Source organism: Caproiciproducens faecalis (assembly GCF_019448085.1).
GTDB lineage: Bacteria > Bacillota > Clostridia > Oscillospirales > Acutalibacteraceae > Caproiciproducens > Caproiciproducens faecalis.
This window is the reverse complement of sequence record NZ_JAGFNZ010000002.1, coordinates 107,897-123,642: the sequence shown is the minus strand read 5'-3', so window position 1 is coordinate 123,642 and position 15,746 is coordinate 107,897. Positions and strand designations below refer to the sequence as shown.

Here is a 15,746-nt window from a genome sequence, read left to right as displayed (position 1 = left end):
CTGCCCTCAATAAATATTTTCCCCGCTGAAAATTTCTATCATTTCACGGCGAAGGCTGTTGGTAATCCGCAGCCTTTCTTTCGGCGGAATTTCATGCACGTCCGTGTTGAACAAATAATTCTGCAGTTCAATTTCCTTAATCAGCAGTTTGGTGTGGAAAATATTGGATTGATATACGTTCACATCGATGGCGTCGTATTTCTGCAGTGTTTCGTCATCGATGTAGTCCTGTATCGAAGTGATCGTGTGGTCAAGAAACAGCTTTTTGCCGTCAACATCTCTTGTAAACCCGCGCACACGGTAGTCGGCAGTAATAATGTCCGAGTCGAAACTGCCGATCAGGTATTTCAGTGCGTTAAGCGGGGATATTTTGCCGCAGGTTGAAACGTCAATGTCAACCCGGAAAGTGGCAATGGAATTGTCCGGATGGTATTCCGGATAGGTGTGTACGGTAACGTGGCTTTTGTCCAGATGGGCGACCACCGTTTCCCGTGTTTTCAGAATGTCAATTTCACCGCGGTTGCAGGAAAGATCCACCAGATGCTCCGGCATGGCTTCTTCCGTAATCAGAATCGTCACGCTGGCGCCCTGCGGATCATAGTCCTGTTTGCTGACATTCAGTACATGCGCCCCAATCATCTCTGTTACGTCACAGAGAATATTGGTCAATCTCTCTGAATTATACTGCTCATCAATGTAGTCAATATAATTCCGTTGCTCTCGCTCACCTTTTGCATAGCAAACATCATAGATGTTGAAGCTAAGTGTTTTTGTGAGGTTGTTAAAGCCGTATAATTTCAGCTTATTTTCCAACCTTACCATCACAACCTTTCCTTTTCAAAGTGAAATAAATAATACGATAAATTCTTCGAAATGTCAATGTATTTCGTAAAAAATCTTGAAATAATGGAATAGGTCAAATTGGCTGCTGAAAAATGTTGGAAATCCTCTGGATTTCTTCGTTTTCCTCAATTTTTTAAGAGCATTTTCAGAGGGCTTGCTGCGGACTCACCCAAGAATGAATTTCTGACTTTCAAATTGTAAAAAATTACCTGTAAAATAAAAATAAGACACCAACTGGCGTCTTATCCGTGCTTTTAATCAGAATATAAAATTTTGCTGAAGCGGGAAATTTTAGAGAACAAAATATGGGTGAAGAATCGATCAATAATCAAAGGCTATATGGAAAAACTGATAACGCATTGTCTGCATTTTAAGATAACAAAGGAGAAAATAAGATGTATATTTACCAAAAATCCGAACCGGGAGTTTGGTCGGTGGGATACTATACGCTTTCCGGAACATGGCAACAGGAGAGTAAATGGAACAGCGCAGCTGAAGCTATGGAACATGCCCATAGTTTGAACGAAGGTGAAAATTCCGACGATACTGAAAACGCCAAGTTGAAGGGGAAATTGCCGACCTAATGAGGTGGTCCCGTCGGGAAGGCTTGCCGGCGGATTATCTTTTACTTTTCTTCCAGATCAGGTATTCGCGCAGTACTGCGTCTTCCGCAATGTCTTTTTTGACGGACATTTCATAGAAGACGCGCTGAAGAGAAGGAAAGCCTTTCCCGAACGGCTCCGGAATAGAACTGATCTTCTTGTCGAATTTTTTCATTTCTTCCAGTGTCATAACCCATTCCTCCCCCATATGTATATATATTCGGTAGAAAAATTGTTTTTTTAAAGTAACAAAATGTGACAAAATATTTTCATTTTCGCAAAATAACCATACCAAGCTTTTCTTATTTTGTCAATTTGAATTTTTTTGAAAAAATGGAGAAAATAGCAATAGGAAAGGAGGGGGCAAAATGAAAAAACAGATATTTTTCTTATTGGCAATAACCATTCTCATCATAAGTGTATTTGCCGGTTGCCGGTATCTGCCGGGCGCGTCCAGCGGAGCCAATTTAAATAGTACCGTCTCCGGCGTCGTGTCAAAAGTGGAATCTGACACGAAAAACCTGGGCAGCGAGATTACCGGAACTGTATCCGGAGTGGCATCAGGCGGAAAAGAGCTTGTAAGCCAGGCTTCCGGCGCTGTTTCCGCAATAACCTCCAGCAAATAGAAGAATATAATTTTTTAGACAAAGAAAGCCCTCTCAACCTGAGAGAGCTTTTTTTCTTTCCGCATCTGTGCAAGAAAAAAGCAGAGGGCAAAAAGCACTCTGCGTCGGGGAATCAATCGGTAGGGGAGTAAAAAAAGGTACTGCCGTCCACAATTTTACACCAGCTCTGATGTTCCAGCACATGAATAATATCGTTGCGTTTTACTCCTTTACCAAGATCTTTGGTAATTTCGGAAATGTGGATGAGCTTGTTGGCGTTTTGCTGAAAAACCACAAGCAGACGGTCCGGCAGGTCATCCGTTTTGGGAGCGGTTTTTGCCTTCGTCTTTGCTTTTGAGGACCTCAATAAGGTACGGCATTCCGGGTGCTTTTTAAAATAAAGGATGCAGATCGCCTTGATGCGGCTGAGCAGAATGGAGGAAATGCCGATCAGTTCCGGCAATTCTTCAAACCGGCAGTTTATCAGGTCGGACATCTGCTTGTAGTTGTGAAGTTCACAGTAATCGAGAAACGGGTTATAGCTGTCACCACAAAAAATTTCTTTAATTTCGTCCATCGAATCAATCCTTTCCGCTATGTGACACGAAAAATAATTATACCTGAAATATTCGTACGATACAAGGCTTGACTTTCCGGGGAAAGCCGCTTTGCAAGATTTGACACAGCCTTTTCCGGATAGGAACCGCGCTGGAGTACTGCGCCGTTTCAGTGGGGCGCTGCAACTTTGTTTCTTGAAAATGATATTATATGAGAATATACTAGGAGAGTATGAAAAGGGCTGTGAATGAGGGATCATTCCGGAATGAAACAGGGAAAATCCCTCCGGTAAAAATGTGCCGGAGGAGGATGTTAATCGAACGGGAGGAAACAGAATGCTGGCGATAGGCATCGATATCGGAGGAACAAAATGCGCCGTGAATCTGGGGGAAGTAACGGAAAGCAGCGCCGCTGTCCTGCATAAGTGCAAGGTCAGAAAAACAGCGGAGTATTCCCCGGCCCAAATGCTGGAAGCTTTGGCGCAGGATGTAAAATCCTGCCTGGAAAAAGGAAACGGACAGAAAATAGCGGGAATCGGAATCAGCTGCGGGGGACCTTTGGACAGCGGAAAAGGGATCATCCTTTCCCCTCCGAATTTGCCGGGCTGGGACAGGATTCCCGTTACCGAGTATTTTCAGCGGGAAACCGGGATTCCCGCGTGGCTTTGCAACGACGCCAACGCCTGTGCCCTAGCGGAATGGAAGCTGGGCGCGGGAAAAGGGACGTCCAATATGGTCTTTATCACCTTTGGCACCGGGCTGGGGGCGGGCCTGATTCTCGACAACCGCCTGTATGCAGGCGCCGGTGACATGGCGGGGGAAATCGGCCATATTCGGCTGTCTGACTACGGTCCGGCGGGCTATGGGAAAATGGGGTCGTTTGAGGGCTTCTGCAGCGGCGGGGGAATTGCCCAGCTGGCACAGTCCATGCTGCGGGAAGAATTTCAGATGGGGCATAGACCCGCTCTTTGCGGCAGCATCGGGGAGCTCGGCGAAATAACGGCAGCAAAGGTCGGAGCAGCGGCGAAAAACGGCGATCCGCTGGCGCTGGAAGTTTTAAAGCGGGTTGGTCTGCAGCTCGGAAAAGGTTTGTCCGTTCTGATGGACATCCTTAACCCGGAGTGCATTGTGATCGGAAGCATTTTTGTACGGAACTACGAGGAAATCTGGCCCAGTACAAGGAAAGTAATCGAGCGGGAAACGCTTCCCGCTGCCCGAAAAGCGTGCAGAATCCTGCCCAGCCAGCTTTCCGAATCGGTTGGGGACATTGCCGGTCTGATGGTTGCCGGTTATCATTTGGGATGGGAGTATTGATATGAAAGAACGTACAGAGCAATTTTGTAAGGAATTTTTCAACTTGCATCAGGATTTGCAGCCTTTGAAAGAAACCATGCTGCAGGTTTGTGAGACTCTTGTGAAGGGATATCGGAACGGCGGCAAACTTCTGGTCTGCGGCAACGGGGGAAGCTGCGCGGACGGGGATCATATCGTCGGCGAACTGATGAAGGGTTTTCTATTGAAAAGGCCGCTGAATCCGGAAACGCAGGATCAGCTGAAAAAAAGCTTTGGGGATGCGGGGGCACTGCTGGCCGAAAAGCTGCAGTGCGGTCTTCCCGCTATTTCGCTGAACGCTCATGCCGCGCTGCTGTCGGCTTTCAGCAATGACGTGGATCCGGAGCTGATCTATGCCCAGCAGGTAATGGGCTACGCAAAAAAGGGGGACGCGGTTATCGGAATCAGCACCTCCGGCAATGCGGCCAATGTCGGCTACGCGCTGATGGCGGCGAAAACCGCGGGCGCGGTATCCGTTGCCCTGACCGGGCGCGACGGCGGCGAAATTGCCCGGATTGCCGATTACAGCCTGATTGTTCCCGCGCAGGAAACCTACCGTATTCAGGAATATCATTTGATTGTTTACCATTTTATATGTGCGGTGATCGAGTCGGAAATTTTTGCTTGCTGAATTCGTTTTTCACGCAGACAGAAGGAGGAAGAGATGATAAAGGTTATTATAGCGGACGATGAGGAAAATGTGTGCCAGTTAATCCGCGGGCTGATCGACTGGGATTCGCTTGACATGGAAATCGTGGGAATCGCCCACAATGGCGTGGAAGCACTGGACATGATCGAGAAGCTTCTGCCGGATTTGATGATTACGGACATCCGGATGCCGGGTTACGACGGACTGGAGATGATCCGCCGCGCAACAATCATCAATCAGGATCTGGACTTTATTATTATCAGCGGCTACCATCATTTTGAATATGCGCAGAACGCAATTAAATACGGGGTGAGCGACTACCTTTTAAAACCGATTAAAAAAGATGACTTTTTGGCCGCGCTCAATAAAATGCGCGAACGGTATCTGAAACGTACCGAACAGCTGAACAATGAGGAACAGCTGAAACGCCGTCTGAAAAACGACGTGAATAAGCTCAGAGCAAGCCTGTTTACGGAACGGCTGCTGAAAAAAGGAATGACAACGCAGGACCTGACGGTGGAAGCGATCAATGAAAACGATCACTACAACTTTCAGCCGGGCTTGTTCCAGATTTGCGCTGTGAAAATCGACTGCGGGTTCGAGGATGAGTATAACAACACCATTCATATTCTGGAAGAGAAAATCGTCAGAATATTGAACAGCCAGCTCAGAGAGCTGTGCTTTGATATGGAAATCTATCTGGACGACAGTATTACCTACTGCGTTTTAAATTATAGTGAGGAAAACAGAAAGGCCGTGCGCAAGCAGATCAAAGCAGTTTTTGACGAGCTGATGGTGCAGAAAATCTCGTTTGAACAGCACGATTTTACAATGGGCGCGGGCAGCGTGGTGGAAGACGCAGGCGAACTGAAAGAAACTTTCCGCGTTGCTCGGTACGCCGTGGGACAAAGACTGATTGAGGGACCGGGCAGGCTGATTGAAGACGTAACCATACATAAGGATCCCCAGCGGGTTGGCGTGCTGCTGGCGGAGCTGAACAAAACAATGGGCGCGGCGGTGGAGGTTCTGAAAAAAGACGCCGTTCTGAACTGCATTACCGGGCTGAAAAAGCAGTTGGAGACGGAAAACCTGAGCGGAGCCGAAATTTTTTCTTTGGTCAAGCACGTCTGTGAAATGTATCTGCTTCATCTCCGCAACAACCAGATTCAGATTCAGTACGGACAGGAGTTTTATGAGAAGTTCTGCATTCACGCGAACCGCTGCAGCTCCGTTGACCGCCTGTTTGAGTACCTGTCCGTCATGGTGGGTGAATCCATGGAAGTAATTATTGAAGAGAAAAAGCAGGCGGATACCAAACCGATCCGTGTGGCAAAGGAATATATTCAGGAAAACTACAGCAAGCCGATTACCCTGGAGGAAGTCAGTGGAATTGTCGGGTTTAATCCCACCTATTTCAGCACGCTGTTCAAAAAGGAAACCGGCAATAATTTTGTGAATTATCTTTCTGAGATCCGCATGAACCGGGCGAAGGAACTTCTGCGCGAAACCAATTCGACTGTTGCGGCCATCTGTGAACAGGTGGGATACTGCGACCTGAAGAATTTCACCAAGAGCTTTACAAAAAGTGTTGGATTAAAGCCCAACGAATACCGAAAACTCTACTCTTAATCCGGGGCTGATGATATGAAGATCAAAAAAATAAGGTATCTTTCCAGTCGTGTTGGCTGGATGTTTCTGATCTCGTTTGCGTTTCTGCTGGTCTTTCTGACCGCTTTTACGGTGAACGCCGTGCGGGAAGGGGAACATGTGGTTTTTGTTGTTTGCGGATATACCGCGCTGGGCGCGATGGCTTATGTCTTTTACCGCTGGATTTATCAGCCGTATCTGGAAAGCGCGAAGGTTCTCCGCCTGTTCTTAACAGGTTATACGATTGACGCCCTTTTTGACCAGAAGGTGCTCCTGAGCCCGGAAATTGAAGAGATCACCAAAAAAGTGGAGCAGATCATGAATACGGACGAGCTGGTCAACGCGACCAAAAAACAGGCGCAGTACCTTGCCCTGCAGAACCAGATCAACCCCCACTTTCTTTACAATACCCTGGAGGGGATCCGCGGGGAAACTCTGAACGCAGGTCTTGAAAATGTGTCCAAAATGACGGAGGCACTGGCCACCTTCTTCCGCTATACCATTTCCAATGTGGAAAATCTGGTGACGCTGGAGGAAGAACTCACCAACGTCAACAATTACTACATTATTCAGCGCTACCGCTTCGGCGAAAGGCTGAGCCTCAACGTGGAATACGACCCCGAAAGTGAAGCGGAGATCATGTCCTGCAAGCTGCCGAAGCTGACTCTTCAGCCGATTGTGGAAAACGCGATCTATCACGGCATTGAGCGGAAAATCGGGAACGGAAATGTGCATGTTAAAATCGAAACCACCGCCAACCGGCTGATTATCACCATCTCCGACAACGGAATCGGAATGACGGAGGAACGGCTCAGGGAAATTGACGACAAGCTGAGCCGTACGATTCTCGATTACATCAAGCCGGACAGCGAAGCACACGGCGGCATTGCCGTGGTCAATGTCAACAACAGAATCAAGCTTCTTTTCGGTGAAGAATACGGAATCTGCATGTACAGTACGCTGAACGTGGGAACAGATGTGGAAATCACTCTGCCGCTGAAAAAGGATACGGGGAAACAAAATGAAGAATGAAATTTTAAGGCTGGAAAGAGTCACCGTCATCCGGGATGAGGTGACCCTGCTGGATAATTTTAACCTGCATATTTTTCAGGGCGAGATTATGGGGCTGGTGTGCATCAACGCAAACGGAAAGGAACCTCTCATTCAGCTCATCAGCCAGAATGTGCCCATTCATTACGGCCGTGTCTATTTCAACGAGGTGCTGGTAAACAATTACCAGCACAGCCCGCTGACCATGAACAAGGTGGCCGTCATTGAACAGAAGAGCCGGCTGATCGAGGATCTGAGCGTCGCGGACAATGTGTTCGTCCTGCGCAGGGGGTTCCGGAAATATGTAATCAGCCCCCGTGTTCTGAACGAACAGTTCCGGCAGTTTGCGGAAGAAATCGACGCGGATATTGATGGGAATGACCTGGTGGCGCACTTGAGCTCCTACCAAAAATGTGTTGTGGAGCTTCTTCGCGCCGTGATTATGGGCGCGAAGCTCATTGTCATCATGGACATCAGCAACTGTATCGGTGCGGCCGACCTTGTCAAATTTCATGAGCTGCTCCGGTATTACTGCCGAAAGGGTTTTTCTTTCCTGTATATTTGCAACCATCATGAGGAAGCATTTAAGATTTGCACCAGAATGTCGCTGATGAAAGACGGGAAAATATTGAGGGTGTTTGGCCGCAATGAATTTCAGAACGACAATCTGGTTCCGTATTATATAGGGGAATTTTCCGATCTTGCCGCTCCTGAGGCGGGCGGTCAGGGGAAAGAAAAAATCCTCGCTTTTCGCAATGTCTGTACGGACAATTTGAAGAATATGACGTTTTCTGTGGACAGGGGGGAATGTACGGTTCTGTTCGACATGGACAATACCGTTTTGTCAGATATTCTGCAGATCATGAACGGAAAACTGCATCCGTACAGCGGTGCCGTTTTCCTGGAGGATGCCGTTTTTACACAGGAAGCGGCTCAGCACGCGCTGGAGGGAAGTGTGGCCTTTATCGGTGAGGACCCCATCCGCACGATGCTCTTTAAAGAAATGAGCTATCTGGAAAACCTGTGCTTTCTTCTGGACCAGAAGCGAAACGGGGTGCGGCTGAGCAAAAGAATTGTCAGAAGCATTGCCCGTGAGTACGAACCCCTCATCGGCCCTGAAATTTATGAGACCGACATCACAAATTTAAAAATACAGTCGTTGTACGATCTGATTTACTATCGGATACAATTGTTTCACCCCAAAATCGTATTTTGTGTGCAGCCTTTTGCGGGCGCCGATATGTACCTGCGCCGTCATCTGATCGAACTCATCAACAGGCTGAAGCAAAAAGGGATCACGGTTATTTTTCTTTCGGTTAATATTGCGGACTCTCTTGTGGTAGCGGATAAGCTGATCCTGCTGGAAAAGGGACGGTTCAGCAGCGAGTATCTGCGCTCGGAATTCCATGTCTTCCAATCGGAAGCAATCACTTTAGAGGAATTGTTTAAATAGTATATAAAACATTATATGAGTTTTAAAAATATATTTAATTAATATAAAAATACAAAAGAAATACCCCCTTATTCGAAATCTATCCCCCTTATGGAAACGGAAAGTCAATGCTATACTGGTCACATGGAAATGAGTTTCACAGATAAGGACGGGTGAGTTTAAATGGGGGAATACATAGCTGAACTGAATCACATCCACAAAAGTTTCCCCGGAGTCAAGGCATTGGACGATGTGTCGTTTAATCTGAAATCCGGAGAGGTTTTGGCTTTGCTTGGGGAGAACGGCGCCGGAAAATCAACGCTTGTAAAGGTGCTGAGCGGCGTTTACACAAAGGATGAAGGCGAAATCAGGATCTTCGATCAGGCAGTCGAGGATTTAACGCCCAAAAAGGCGCAGGAACTGGGGATAGCGATTATCCATCAGGAACTGAACATGTGCGCGCACCTTTCAGTGGCGGAAAATATTTTTCTGGCGCGGGAAAAAATACATTCCGGTATCCTTTCCAACCGGGAGATGAACAAGGACGCGGCGGCGCTTCTGGCTCGCCTGAACATTGATCTGGATCCTACCACGATCGTCGGGGATCTGGCTGTGTCCAAGCAGCAGATGGTGGAAATTGCAAAGGCGCTGTCCACCAACGCAAAGATACTGATTATGGACGAACCGACCTCGGCGCTGACTTCCAACGAGATTGACGATCTGTTCAAAATCATCCGCAAGCTGAAATCGGAAGGCTGCGGAATCGTGTACATATCGCACCGCCTGGAAGAGCTGCAGAACATTGTTGACCGCGTGATTATCATGCGCGACGGAAAGTATATCACTTCCATGGATTTCAAGGATACGACGATGTCTGAAATTATTTCTTACATGGTCGGACGTGAAATCAAGGAAAAATTCCCGCGTGTCACCTGTGAACGGGGAAAGAAGATTTTTGAAGTGAAAAATTTGAACGCCGGCAAACTGGTTCGCAATATTAATTTGGAGTTGTACGAAGGGGAGATTGTCGGTATCGCCGGGCTGATGGGAGCCGGACGCACGGAGACCACACGGGCAATTTTCGGCGCGGACCCCAAGGAATCCGGCCAGATATTTGTGGACGGCAGGGAAGTTGTCATTCACAAGCCGATTGATGCCATACGGGGCGGAATTGTTCTGGCACCGGAAGACCGAAAAAAAGACGGTCTGTGCGTCAAACTCAGCGTGGGGGATAACATTGCTCTGCCCAATCTGGATTTGCTCTGCAACCAGTTCGGCGTAGTGGACAGAAAGAAAGAAAAAGAAATGACCGATGAAGCGGTCAAAAGCCTGAGCATCAAGCTGGTAAACGCGGACGTGGACGCCGCGACCCTCTCCGGCGGCAATCAGCAGAAGCTGGTGGTTGCCAAGTGGCTGGCGCGCCATTCCCGTGTAGTCATGTTTGACGAGCCGACCAGGGGAATTGACGTAGCCGCGAAGGTCGAAATCTACAATTTGATGAACGAGCTGAAAGAGCAGGGAATCGGTGTGCTTTTCGTCTCCTCCGAAATGCCGGAGGTCATGGGAATCAGCGATCGAATTGTGGTTATGTGCGACGGAAAGATCACCGGTGAGCTTGAAACCAACGAAGCAACTCAGGATCTTATTCTGCAGTACGCAACAAAGTTTGACTCCAAATATGAGCAAAAAGAAGCTATTTAGCAATAAATAAAGTCGGGAGCGTTCGAAATGGAAAATCGAGAAAAACAAAATGCGTGGAAAAAAATGATGGCTATCCGGGGCATGGGTCAGGTTGTTACCGTTACGGCCGGCCTGATTGTCCTCTGCATTGTCTTCGCAGTTTTAAATCCATCCTTCTATTCAGGCAGAAACGTCGGAAATCTTCTGCGGCAGGTTGCTCCGATTCTGATTATCGGCATTGGTCAGTCCTATGTTCTGATTACGGGAAACATCGACTTGTCGATCGGTTCCGTTGTCGGTATGAGCTGCATGGTTTCCGCTACCCTGATGACGAAGGGAGTAAACCCGTGGGTGGCTATGCTGCTTACCCTTGTCATCTGCGTCGGTGTGGGCGTCCTGAACGGATTACTGGTTGCGCAGTGCAAGCTGCCGCCTTTCATCGCTACTTTGGGCACCATGACAGTCGCCAGAGGCGTTGCTCAGATTGTGAACAACAACTATAACACAGATGCCATCGGCGATGCGGCGCAGGGCTACCGGAATCTGTTTTACTACGGCAGCACATTCGGCCTTTACAACACAATCTGGATTGCTCTTGTGCTTTTTCTGGGCTTTAACTTCCTGCTCAGTAAAACACGCACGGGGCGTCACATCTACGCGGTGGGCAGCAATATAGAAGCATCCAAACTGTCCGGTATCAACACGGACAGCACGACCATTAAAGTCTACATCGTGAGCGCATTCTGCGCCGGAGTGGTCGGACTGATTACAAGCGCCACCGCCGGTATGGGTACCATGGATGCCGGAAACATGTATGAAATGTACGCGGTAGCGGCTTCGGTCATCGGCGGTGTTTCCACTCTGGGCGGCCAGGGACTTCTGGTTGGCACGGTGGTCGGCGCGGCGATTTGGGGCGTACTGCAGAACGGTCTTCAGTTTGCCGGCGCACCGGTTGCCATGCGTAATATCGTCATCGGCACCATCGTCGTCATCTCCGTCCTGCTGGATGTGGTCATCCGCACCGGAAAACCGAAGAAGGCAAAGAACAATACGAAACTGGTTCCTGCACAAAAAGAAAGTTAAAGCGAACGCTTTAATGTATAAAAATTAGGGAGGCTTAATGTAATGAAAAAGAAGATCTTGGCTATTTTACTTTGCGCAGCTTTGGCAGTAACCACATTTGCTGGCTGTGGCCAGGCAGCTAACCCGGCATCCGCGGCAGACAACGCATCTAAGGCGGACGCAGGCTCAGCGGCGGCTCCGGCTTCCGACAAAAAGATCAAAGTTATTTTGATTACCATGGACAGTCTGGATCAGCACTGGGTTTCTGTTGACAAGGGTGCGCAGAAGGCAGTTGCAGAACTCGGCAACATTGAGTACAAATGGATGGCTCCGGACAAGAAAGACGACGCACAGCAGATTGAGCGTGTAAACAACGCCATCGCCGACGGCGCGGATGCGATCATGATTGCTGCAAACGGTCCCGACGCGATCTCCGCTTCTCTGGAAGACGCAAAAGCAAAGGGAATCAAAATCATCTATGTAGACTCCCCGGCAAAGACCGAAGGCGTTGCCACCTTTGCAACAGACAACGAAGCAGCCGGCAAGACAGCGGGCGAAGAAATGCTCAAAGCACTGGAAGCAGCCGGAAAGAAAGACGGCAAAATCGGTATTGTCAATGTTAACTCCGCCACAGCTTCCACAGTAGCCCGTGAAAAAGGCTTCCGCGCAGCGTTTGACGGCAAGGCCTACACCCTCCTCCAGACTCAGTACGGTGAAGGCGATGCAACAAAATCACAGGATATTGCAGACAACTACATAACAGAAGGTGCCGTTGGTATCTTCGGTGCGAACGAAGGCAGCACAGTCGGCGTTGGCAATGCAATCAAAGGTTCCGGCAAGAAAGATATCGTCGGCGTCGGCTTTGATAAGTCCGACTCTATCTTCTCCCTGATTAAAGACGGTTCTTTGCTCTGCGCAATGGCTCAGAATCCGGACGTCATGGGCTATGAGGGCATGAAGGCTGCCGTGAAAGCGGTCAAGGGCGAAACCATTGAAAAGACATCAGTTGACACGGGCGTTTCTGTACTGAACAAGGATACGGTTAAATAATATCTCAGAAATGCATGATAGGGTCACTGTTCACGCAGTGACCCTGTTTCTGTATGGACCACTGCCCGAGCGTTTGACGGTAAAACAAGCCGGGCTGTGTTTCTGAAAGGAGAAATGAAAAATGGAAGGGACGCAGCCAAAACCGGCCTGCAGCGTTTCCCATTCACCTGCGTACCGGGTCGGAATCGACCTTGGGGGCACTAATATTGCGGTAGGAGTGGTGGATGAAAACTACCATATCGCCGCTAAACATTCCATTCCCACGGGGGCGCAGCGTCCTTATCAGGAAATTGTGGAGGATATGAAGAAAGCCGTTAAAACGGCGCTTCAGATTGCCGGAGTTTCCCCCGGGGAGTGCTGCTCCGTGGGAATCGGCAGCCCGGGAATTTGCGACTCCGAAACGGGAACCGTGGTGTACTCGAACAATCTGGGCTGGAAGGATGTACCCCTGACGGCCGACCTGCAAAAATGGATCAACCTGCCCTGCAGGCTCAGTAATGATGCGAACTGTGCGGCGTTGGGCGAGGTGGCGGCGGGTGCGGCAAAGGGGTGTAAAAATGCCGTCCTGATTACTTTGGGTACCGGCGTAGGCGGCGGTGTAGTTCTGGACGGAAAAATATTTTCCGGCTGTCATTCCGCGGGTGCGGAACTGGGTCATACGGTGATTGTTAAGGACGGAGAGCTCTGTACCTGCGGGCGGCACGGCTGTCTGGAAGCGTATGCGTCGGCCACCGGGCTGATCCGGCAGACGAAGCGCGCCGCTCAGCAGCACCCGGAGTCGCTGATCTGGAAACTGTGCGGCGGTGATCCGGAACGGATCAGCGGCCGGACTCCGTTTGAAGCGGAAAGGCAGGGCGACGAAACAGGGCGGCAGGTGGTAGACGCCTATCTGTCCTATCTTAGCGAAGGGGTTGTGGATTTTGTCAATATTTTCCGTCCGGAGTGTGTGATCCTCGGCGGCGGAATCTGCAACGAGGGGGCGCGCCTGCTGGATCCCATCAACGCGTATGTCTGCCATTACTGCTTTGGCGGGGAACTGGTAGAAGCGCCCAGGGTAATCCGGGCGGCGCTCGGAAACGACGCGGGGATTATTGGCGCCGCGCTCCTTTAATGGGTTTCTGCACGGGCAGATAAAAGGCATAAAAATATTCAACGGTTGCTTTCAATTTTTATCTCTTGACAGTTGCACTAAAATAGGTTAAGCTATTTTAGTAATAAAGGCAGGAAGAAGCAGAAAGCTGCCTGCTGAAAGACGCGTCTTGTTGGCAATGAGGTCAATAAAGCTGTACACATGTACAACTTTATTGACCTTTTTTATTTTCTGCAATAAACAGAGGAATAGAGGTTTGAACATGGATCATGGAGATGTGGCGTGGATGCTGACATCCTCAGCAATGGTACTTCTTATGACACCGGGTCTGGCTTTTTTTTACGGCGGTTTTGTTAAGCGGAAAAATATTATCAATACGTTGATGTCGTCGGTTATTCTGATGGGCGTAGCATCCGTGCTGTGGGTACTGATTGGATTTTCCCTGTCCTTCAGCGGAGATGTTGCCGGCATCATTGGAAATCTGAAGTGGGCGGGAATGAATTTTGACGGAATGACGGACACTACGCTTCCTTACCCAAACACATTGGCTTTTGCCGTGTTTCAGATGATGTTTGCCATTATTACGCCTGCGCTGATGACCGGCGCTGTGGCGGAGCGAATGAAGTTTTCTTCTTTGGTTGTTTTCACGGCGATTTGGTCCATTATTGTCTATTATCCCCTTGCACATATGGTTTGGGGCGGAGGCATCCTGTTTGATATCGGTTCCGTGGATTTCGCGGGCGGCAATGTGGTACATATCAGTTCCGGCGTCAGCGCGCTTGTACTGGCCATCTTTCTCGGCAAGCGTAAAAATTACGGGAGAACGGCTTACCGCCCGCACAATGCTCCCTTTATTTTTCTGGGCGCGGCGCTTTTATGGTTCGGCTGGTTCGGGTTTAACGCCGGCAGCGCGCTGGGAGCGAACGAGCTTGCAATTCACGCTTTTCTGACCACCAATACCGCGGCTGCGTCCGCAATGCTTTCCTGGCTGCTGATTGAAGTGCTGACGGAAGGGAAACCCACCATTGTAGGCGCTTCTACCGGACTGGTTATCGGACTGGTCTCCATTACCCCGGGAGCGGGATTTGTCCCGGTCTGGGCTGCTGTGGTCATTGGCGCTTTGGTTAGCCCGATTTGCTATTTCTTTATTACCGTTGTCAAAAAGAAATTCGGTTATGACGATGCATTGGACGTTTTTGGGTGCCATGGCGTCGGCGGAATCTGGGGCGGAATTGCGACCGGTATTTTTGCGCAAAAGTCCATTAATCCCGCCGTGGCGTGGAACGGGCTGATTTTCGGCGATATCAATCTGTTCCTGCGCCAGATTGCCGCAATCGCCCTTACAATTGCCATCGCGGTTGCCGGTACCCTGATTGCCGGAAAGATCACCTCGGCGGTAACACAGGGGATCAAAGTGTCACCCAAAGAGGAAGATATTGGTCTGGATGCCACACAGCACGGCGAATCCGCATACCCGGCATTTAACGGGATGGATTAAGGAATGAGGTTGAGTTGAGATGAAAAAAATTGAAGCGTTTATCCGTCCGGAGCAACTGGAGGATATGAAAGAGATCCTTGACACCCTTCAGCTCAGCGGTTTAAGTATTATGCAGGTTATGGGCTGCGGAAATCAGAAGGGCTGGAAGGAATTTGTAAGAGGGGCGGAAATTGACTATCAATTTCTGCCGAAAATAAAAATGGAAATGATTGTTCTGGACGAACAGGCGGATTCGGTTGTAGATAGCATTGTGAGCAAAGCTTACACCGGAGAATTCGGGGACGGTAAAATTTTTATTTCCGATATTGGCGATGCCGTCCGTATCCGAACAGGCGAGCGGGGAAGAAAGGCTGTAAGATAAACGGCGCCCTTCTTAGTTTAGACAGCTGGCAAAGAAATGGATTGACAGCTTTTTAAATGCAGTATATAATGAATAACAACTGGGGGAACTCATTGAGTTGAGAAGGTAGAACCTGACCCTTTGAACCTGTCGGCTAATACCGGAGTAGGGAACGTTGTCAAAAGTTGATTTGCGTTCACCTGTTTGGGTGGACGCTTTTTTAATTGAATAACGCGGGGGGACTCATCCGAGTTGAGAAGGTAGAACCTGACCCTTTGAACCTGTCAGTTAACGCTGTCGTAGGGAGCA

The 15,746-nt window shown here is 49.1% G+C and carries 16 protein-coding genes and 1 riboswitch; of the genes, 13 read left to right on the top strand and 3 right to left on the bottom strand.

Going from position 1 to position 15,746, the window contains the following annotated elements; translation table 11 throughout:
• Window positions 1–6 precede the first annotated feature (6 nt).
• Window positions 7–825, bottom strand: coding sequence for an adenosylmethionine decarboxylase (gene speD / locus J5W02_RS04945; protein WP_219964575.1), 819 nt, complete (start codon window positions 823–825; stop codon window positions 7–9).
• A gap of 413 nt (window positions 826–1,238) precedes the next feature.
• On the opposite strand from speD, the gene J5W02_RS04940 reads away from it, so the two are divergent.
• Window positions 1,239–1,427 carry a hypothetical protein gene (locus J5W02_RS04940; protein WP_219964574.1) on the top strand — a complete coding sequence of 63 codons (189 nt, stop codon included), beginning with the start codon at window positions 1,239–1,241 and terminating at the stop codon, window positions 1,425–1,427.
• A 34-nt stretch (window positions 1,428–1,461) separates the two neighbouring features.
• Here the strand turns inward: J5W02_RS04940 and J5W02_RS04935 are convergent, their stop codons facing one another.
• On the bottom strand, window positions 1,462–1,635 hold the full coding sequence (locus J5W02_RS04935; RefSeq protein WP_219964573.1) for a hypothetical protein: 174 nt from the start codon (window positions 1,633–1,635) through the stop codon (window positions 1,462–1,464).
• Between the two features lie 178 nt (window positions 1,636–1,813).
• Here J5W02_RS04935 and J5W02_RS04930 point away from each other — a divergent pair, with 178 nt between their 5' ends.
• On the top strand, window positions 1,814–2,071 hold the full coding sequence (locus J5W02_RS04930) for a hypothetical protein (protein WP_219964572.1): 258 nt from the start codon (window positions 1,814–1,816) through the stop codon (window positions 2,069–2,071).
• Window positions 2,072–2,183: 112 nt separating this feature from the next.
• Here J5W02_RS04930 and J5W02_RS04925 read toward each other — a convergent pair whose 3' ends face one another.
• A complete protein-coding gene (locus J5W02_RS04925) occupies window positions 2,184–2,627 on the bottom strand; it encodes a hypothetical protein (RefSeq protein WP_219964571.1) in 444 nt (147 codons plus the stop codon).
• A gap of 316 nt (window positions 2,628–2,943) precedes the next feature.
• Between J5W02_RS04925 and J5W02_RS04920 the strand changes: the two genes are divergently transcribed.
• The 11 genes from J5W02_RS04920 to J5W02_RS04870 all read left to right on the top strand — a co-directional run bounded on the left by J5W02_RS04920 (window position 2,944) and on the right by J5W02_RS04870 (window position 15,458).
• The gene (locus J5W02_RS04920; RefSeq protein ID WP_219964570.1) at window positions 2,944–3,921 is read left to right on the top strand and encodes an ROK family protein; all 978 of its coding nucleotides are present in this window, start codon (window positions 2,944–2,946) and stop codon (window positions 3,919–3,921) included.
• A gap of 1 nt (window position 3,922) precedes the next feature.
• The gene (locus tag J5W02_RS04915) at window positions 3,923–4,570 is read left to right on the top strand and encodes a D-sedoheptulose-7-phosphate isomerase (protein WP_219964569.1); all 648 of its coding nucleotides are present in this window, start codon (window positions 3,923–3,925) and stop codon (window positions 4,568–4,570) included.
• Between the two features lie 33 nt (window positions 4,571–4,603).
• Window positions 4,604–6,217 carry a response regulator transcription factor gene (locus J5W02_RS04910; protein ID WP_219964568.1) on the top strand — a complete coding sequence of 538 codons (1,614 nt, stop codon included), beginning with the start codon at window positions 4,604–4,606 and terminating at the stop codon, window positions 6,215–6,217.
• Between the two features lie 15 nt (window positions 6,218–6,232).
• Window positions 6,233–7,267: a sensor histidine kinase gene (locus J5W02_RS04905; RefSeq protein ID WP_219964567.1), complete on the top strand. Its 1,035-nt coding sequence runs from the start codon at window positions 6,233–6,235 to the stop codon at window positions 7,265–7,267.
• Window positions 7,257–8,738, top strand: a complete 1,482-nt coding sequence (locus tag J5W02_RS04900; protein ID WP_219964566.1) for an ATP-binding cassette domain-containing protein — start codon at window positions 7,257–7,259, stop codon at window positions 8,736–8,738. The genes J5W02_RS04905 and J5W02_RS04900 overlap by 11 nt, the downstream gene beginning before the upstream one ends.
• A gap of 162 nt (window positions 8,739–8,900) precedes the next feature.
• Complete coding sequence (locus J5W02_RS04895; RefSeq protein ID WP_219964565.1) at window positions 8,901–10,418, top strand: sugar ABC transporter ATP-binding protein; 1,518 nt, start codon at window positions 8,901–8,903, stop codon at window positions 10,416–10,418.
• A gap of 27 nt (window positions 10,419–10,445) precedes the next feature.
• On the top strand, window positions 10,446–11,480 hold the full coding sequence (locus J5W02_RS04890; RefSeq protein WP_219964564.1) for an ABC transporter permease: 1,035 nt from the start codon (window positions 10,446–10,448) through the stop codon (window positions 11,478–11,480).
• Between the two features lie 42 nt (window positions 11,481–11,522).
• A complete protein-coding gene (locus tag J5W02_RS04885) occupies window positions 11,523–12,509 on the top strand; it encodes a substrate-binding domain-containing protein (protein WP_219964563.1) in 987 nt (328 codons plus the stop codon).
• A 121-nt stretch (window positions 12,510–12,630) separates the two neighbouring features.
• A complete protein-coding gene (locus J5W02_RS04880; RefSeq protein ID WP_219964562.1) occupies window positions 12,631–13,620 on the top strand; it encodes an ROK family protein in 990 nt (329 codons plus the stop codon).
• 241 nt (window positions 13,621–13,861) lie between these two features.
• Entirely contained in the window at window positions 13,862–15,097 is a 1,236-nt protein-coding gene (locus J5W02_RS04875; protein ID WP_219964561.1) for an ammonium transporter, read from the top strand.
• 19 nt (window positions 15,098–15,116) lie between these two features.
• A complete protein-coding gene (locus J5W02_RS04870; RefSeq protein WP_219964560.1) occupies window positions 15,117–15,458 on the top strand; it encodes a P-II family nitrogen regulator in 342 nt (113 codons plus the stop codon).
• 71 nt (window positions 15,459–15,529) lie between these two features.
• A riboswitch (TPP riboswitch) is annotated at window positions 15,530–15,627 on the top strand.
• The last annotated feature ends 119 nt before the right edge of the window (window positions 15,628–15,746 follow it).

Bases quoted from the DNA above. Each gene is read 5' to 3' on its own strand.
- J5W02_RS04940 (WP_219964574.1), top strand. From the start codon at position 1,239: ATGTATATTTACCAAAAATCCGAACCGGGAGTTTGGTCGGTGGGATAC.
- J5W02_RS04935 (WP_219964573.1), bottom strand. From the start codon at position 1,635: ATGACACTGGAAGAAATGAAAAAATTCGACAAGAAGATCAGTTCTATT.
- J5W02_RS04930 (WP_219964572.1), top strand. From the start codon at position 1,814: ATGAAAAAACAGATATTTTTCTTATTGGCAATAACCATTCTCATCATA.
- J5W02_RS04925 (WP_219964571.1), bottom strand. From the start codon at position 2,627: ATGGACGAAATTAAAGAAATTTTTTGTGGTGACAGCTATAACCCGTTT.
- J5W02_RS04920 (WP_219964570.1), top strand. From the start codon at position 2,944: ATGCTGGCGATAGGCATCGATATCGGAGGAACAAAATGCGCCGTGAAT.
- J5W02_RS04915 (WP_219964569.1), top strand. From the start codon at position 3,923: ATGAAAGAACGTACAGAGCAATTTTGTAAGGAATTTTTCAACTTGCAT.
- J5W02_RS04910 (WP_219964568.1), top strand. From the start codon at position 4,604: ATGATAAAGGTTATTATAGCGGACGATGAGGAAAATGTGTGCCAGTTA.
- J5W02_RS04905 (WP_219964567.1), top strand. From the start codon at position 6,233: ATGAAGATCAAAAAAATAAGGTATCTTTCCAGTCGTGTTGGCTGGATG.
- J5W02_RS04900 (WP_219964566.1), top strand. From the start codon at position 7,257: ATGAAGAATGAAATTTTAAGGCTGGAAAGAGTCACCGTCATCCGGGAT.
- J5W02_RS04895 (WP_219964565.1), top strand. From the start codon at position 8,901: ATGGGGGAATACATAGCTGAACTGAATCACATCCACAAAAGTTTCCCC.
- J5W02_RS04890 (WP_219964564.1), top strand. From the start codon at position 10,446: ATGGAAAATCGAGAAAAACAAAATGCGTGGAAAAAAATGATGGCTATC.
- J5W02_RS04885 (WP_219964563.1), top strand. From the start codon at position 11,523: ATGAAAAAGAAGATCTTGGCTATTTTACTTTGCGCAGCTTTGGCAGTA.
- J5W02_RS04880 (WP_219964562.1), top strand. From the start codon at position 12,631: ATGGAAGGGACGCAGCCAAAACCGGCCTGCAGCGTTTCCCATTCACCT.
- J5W02_RS04875 (WP_219964561.1), top strand. From the start codon at position 13,862: ATGGATCATGGAGATGTGGCGTGGATGCTGACATCCTCAGCAATGGTA.
- J5W02_RS04870 (WP_219964560.1), top strand. From the start codon at position 15,117: ATGAAAAAAATTGAAGCGTTTATCCGTCCGGAGCAACTGGAGGATATG.